We start from the raw sequence: 1997 nt of genomic DNA, 5'->3' as shown, positions 1-1997 counted from the left end.
CTCTAATTATCGGACTGAGATTTTACAGCCACAAACGGGCAATGATAGCATGAAGTATGGTTATAATGGAATTTCTCAATTTTCATCTGTACGAAATACGGATGCTAGCTCGACATTGGACAAACTACCTCAATCTTCGATACCAAAACAATTCTATTTTAATGGATAGTCTATTTGGTGTTCGCTATAATTTAAGCCAACAACCTGTTCAAAAATTTGGATTTAAAGAGATTGCAACCAAAAATGGAGTCTCACTTTCAGAAAACGAATATGCCTTACCAATCGCCTTTCTGTCAGCAAAACCTTATAAAAATACTTCCTTTACGAATTTGACACTGGATAATCAGACACGATTCATCCATCAAATCACAGATGAAAAATATAAATTTTATAAGAAATTAAATATTCTCTCGCCTACTTCACAAAATACTACATCTTCGTTGCAAACTGCAAAAATTGAAGAAGATAGTCATCTTTCCTACGCAAGTATTCAATATGAAGTAACGGTTCCTGCCCATAGCCAACTATATGTCAATGTTCCAAATTTACAATTTTCAAACGATGATCGAAAAGATATTGAAATCAGCTACAATGGACAGACTCAACGCTATACCATTGATAATGCCTTTCCATTCTTTTCGATTGGCCATTTTGACACAGAGGAAACAGTTACTATTCGTATGAGTTTTCCAGAAAATTCGACAGTCTCTTTTGATACACCAGAATTTTTTGCTCTGGATCTTGACCAATACACACAAGCTATCGCTAGCATTCGTCAGCAAGAAGTTGCTATTCACAAAAAGAAAAACAAATTGGTAGCAGCCTATAACGCAAATAGAGACACTACCCTTATTTTTACACTCCCTTATGATAAAGGCTGGTCAGCTAAACAAAATGGAAAACCTATCAAAATTCATCGCATCCAGAAAGGATTAATGGGAGTTCGTGTTTCAAAAGGATCCGGAACAGTCACCTTAACATTTGTTCCCCAAGGCTTCATTGAAGGACTCATTGCCTTTTTCGTTGGAATCATTCTCTTTTTCCTCTACGAATGGAGACAAATAAAAAGACGAAAAAGTTAAGGAATCTAACCATCGGTTCACTTATAAATAAAAGGCTAGGATAGTCATTATCCTAGCCTTTTTCAAAACAAAAAAACACCCAAATGGGTGCTATACTAGCTCCGCCAGTAGGACTCGAACCTACGACATCATGATTAACAGTCATGCGCTACTACCAACTGAGCTATGGCGGAATGAGATATAGTCCGTACGGGATTCGAACCCGTGTTACCGCCGTGAAAAGGCGGTGTCTTAACCCCTTGACCAACGGACCATATATTCATTAACAGAACATATCCCATTATATCAAAATTTAACTAATTGTCAAGCACTAAATTCTAAATTTTGCTCTTCAATTAATTTTTTGGCACGTTTGATATTGCTTCTTGAGATTGGACAAGAATAGCCTTCTTTCAACAGTAGCTGTTTCTTTTTCTTATCCATTCCAATGATCATACTTCTATTCACGATAAAAGATTGATGGGGACTGAAATATCTCTCCTCCACATCTTTCTCCAAGACATCTGATAAACTTCCCGCAATTTCTTTTTGAAAATTTTTCCCAACTAAGTTTAATTTATAAGCCGAACCAACAGTTTCAATATAAAGAATATCCTTAAATGGAATTTTTATCTTTTTATCCTTAAAGTCATACTCAAAATAATCTGTCAAATCATCATTTCCAATTTGAATAGTCGTTAGGTACTCAATACACTCCTTAATTTTTAATCTAAATAAATCTTCATTCAAATTTTTATCAATAAAATCTAAGGCAGATACTTTATAACGATAGGTAATCGAAGCGAATTCTGATTTTGTAGTAATAAAAACAATAATGGCATAAGGATTTGCTTCTCGTATTTTTTGAGCAATTTCCAGCCCACAATACTCATTGTCTTGGATATGAATATCTAGAAAATATAATTGGTGGATATC

3 protein-coding genes and 2 tRNA genes are annotated in these 1997 nt (G+C 34.7%); 2 read left to right on the top strand and 3 right to left on the bottom strand.

What is annotated here, in order from left to right:
• Nucleotides 1-49 precede the first annotated feature (49 nt).
• Both PAN06_RS13975 and PAN06_RS13970 read left to right on the top strand, forming a co-directional pair.
• A complete protein-coding gene (locus tag PAN06_RS13975) occupies nt 50-169 on the top strand; it encodes a hypothetical protein (protein ID WP_269796629.1) in 120 nt (39 codons plus the stop codon).
• Nucleotides 162-1082 (top strand): YfhO family protein, encoded by a 921-nt coding sequence (locus PAN06_RS13970; protein WP_269796628.1) that lies wholly within the window; start codon nt 162-164, stop codon nt 1080-1082. The genes PAN06_RS13975 and PAN06_RS13970 overlap by 8 nt, the downstream gene beginning before the upstream one ends.
• 99 nt (nt 1083-1181) lie before the next feature.
• On the opposite strand, the gene PAN06_RS13965 is transcribed toward PAN06_RS13970, so the two are convergent.
• The 3 genes from PAN06_RS13965 to PAN06_RS13955 all read right to left on the bottom strand — a co-directional run.
• Nucleotides 1182-1255, bottom strand: a tRNA-Asn gene (locus tag PAN06_RS13965).
• An 8-nt stretch (nt 1256-1263) separates the two neighbouring features.
• Nucleotides 1264-1335, bottom strand: a tRNA-Glu gene (locus PAN06_RS13960).
• Between the two features lie 50 nt (nt 1336-1385).
• On the bottom strand, nt 1386-1997 hold a 612-nt coding region (locus tag PAN06_RS13955; protein WP_269796627.1), incomplete at its 5' end, for a LytTR family DNA-binding domain-containing protein.

The organism is Streptococcus sp. SM3, assembly GCF_027497875.1.
Note: the sequence above shows the minus strand (reverse complement) of the source record. Positions and strands in the feature narration are given on the sequence as shown.

What these genes read in the sequence shown, in the direction of transcription:
- PAN06_RS13975 (WP_269796629.1), top strand. Translation starts at nt 50, where the DNA reads ATGAAGTATGGTTATAATGGAATTTCTCAATTTTCATCTGTACGAAAT.
- PAN06_RS13970 (WP_269796628.1), top strand. Translation starts at nt 162, where the DNA reads ATGGATAGTCTATTTGGTGTTCGCTATAATTTAAGCCAACAACCTGTT.